Here is a 561-nt window from a genome sequence, read left to right on the forward strand (position 1 = left end):
TTCGTACTTTGATATAGTTCATTCATAAATTGTTTTAATGATGGATCTTGAGCAGACTCATCTTTTGTTTTAGGCTTAATTTGAGTACTACTTTGTACCGGTGATTTATTATCATCAAGCCAAGGTTGTTGAACAATGAAAAATAACATTGTACAAACCAAAACAACTACAATAGGTAATGCTTTTTTACGAAATGGTCTTTTATGTTTTACAAAATCCACTTCATTATTTTCATATATAGACTGCTTTATTTTAGAAATAAATTCTTCTTCATCTTTACGATTCTCCATTGGCCCTTTTTTTATTTTTCTATACCAGTCAGGATTTTGTTTATTGTTCATCACTACTACCCTCCCCTATTAATTTTGAAACCTTACTTCTCGCTCTACTTAATCTCGATTTTACAGTTCCAATGGATACTCCTAATGTTTCAGCCATTTCTTCATAAGATAATTCATATTTTGCGTCCAATATAATTATTTCACGGTGCTTTTTAGGTAGTTCTAATACAACCTTCCACACATCATTCATTTCTTCTTGCTTAAAAAATTCTTGTTCTGC

The 561-nt window shown here is 30.5% G+C and carries 1 protein-coding gene and 1 pseudogene; both read right to left on the bottom strand.

Annotation, left to right across the window (positions count from 1 at the left end):
- Positions 1 to 341: pseudogene (locus AC1Q8L_RS29915) on the bottom strand (SH3 domain-containing protein); the annotation flags it as partial.
- On the bottom strand, positions 331 to 561 hold a 231-nt coding region (locus AC1Q8L_RS29920), incomplete at its 5' end, for an RNA polymerase sigma factor (RefSeq protein WP_141534669.1). The gene AC1Q8L_RS29920 and the pseudogene AC1Q8L_RS29915, both read right to left, overlap by 11 nt.

The organism is Bacillus sp. GW823-FHT06A11 (genome assembly GCF_058795355.1).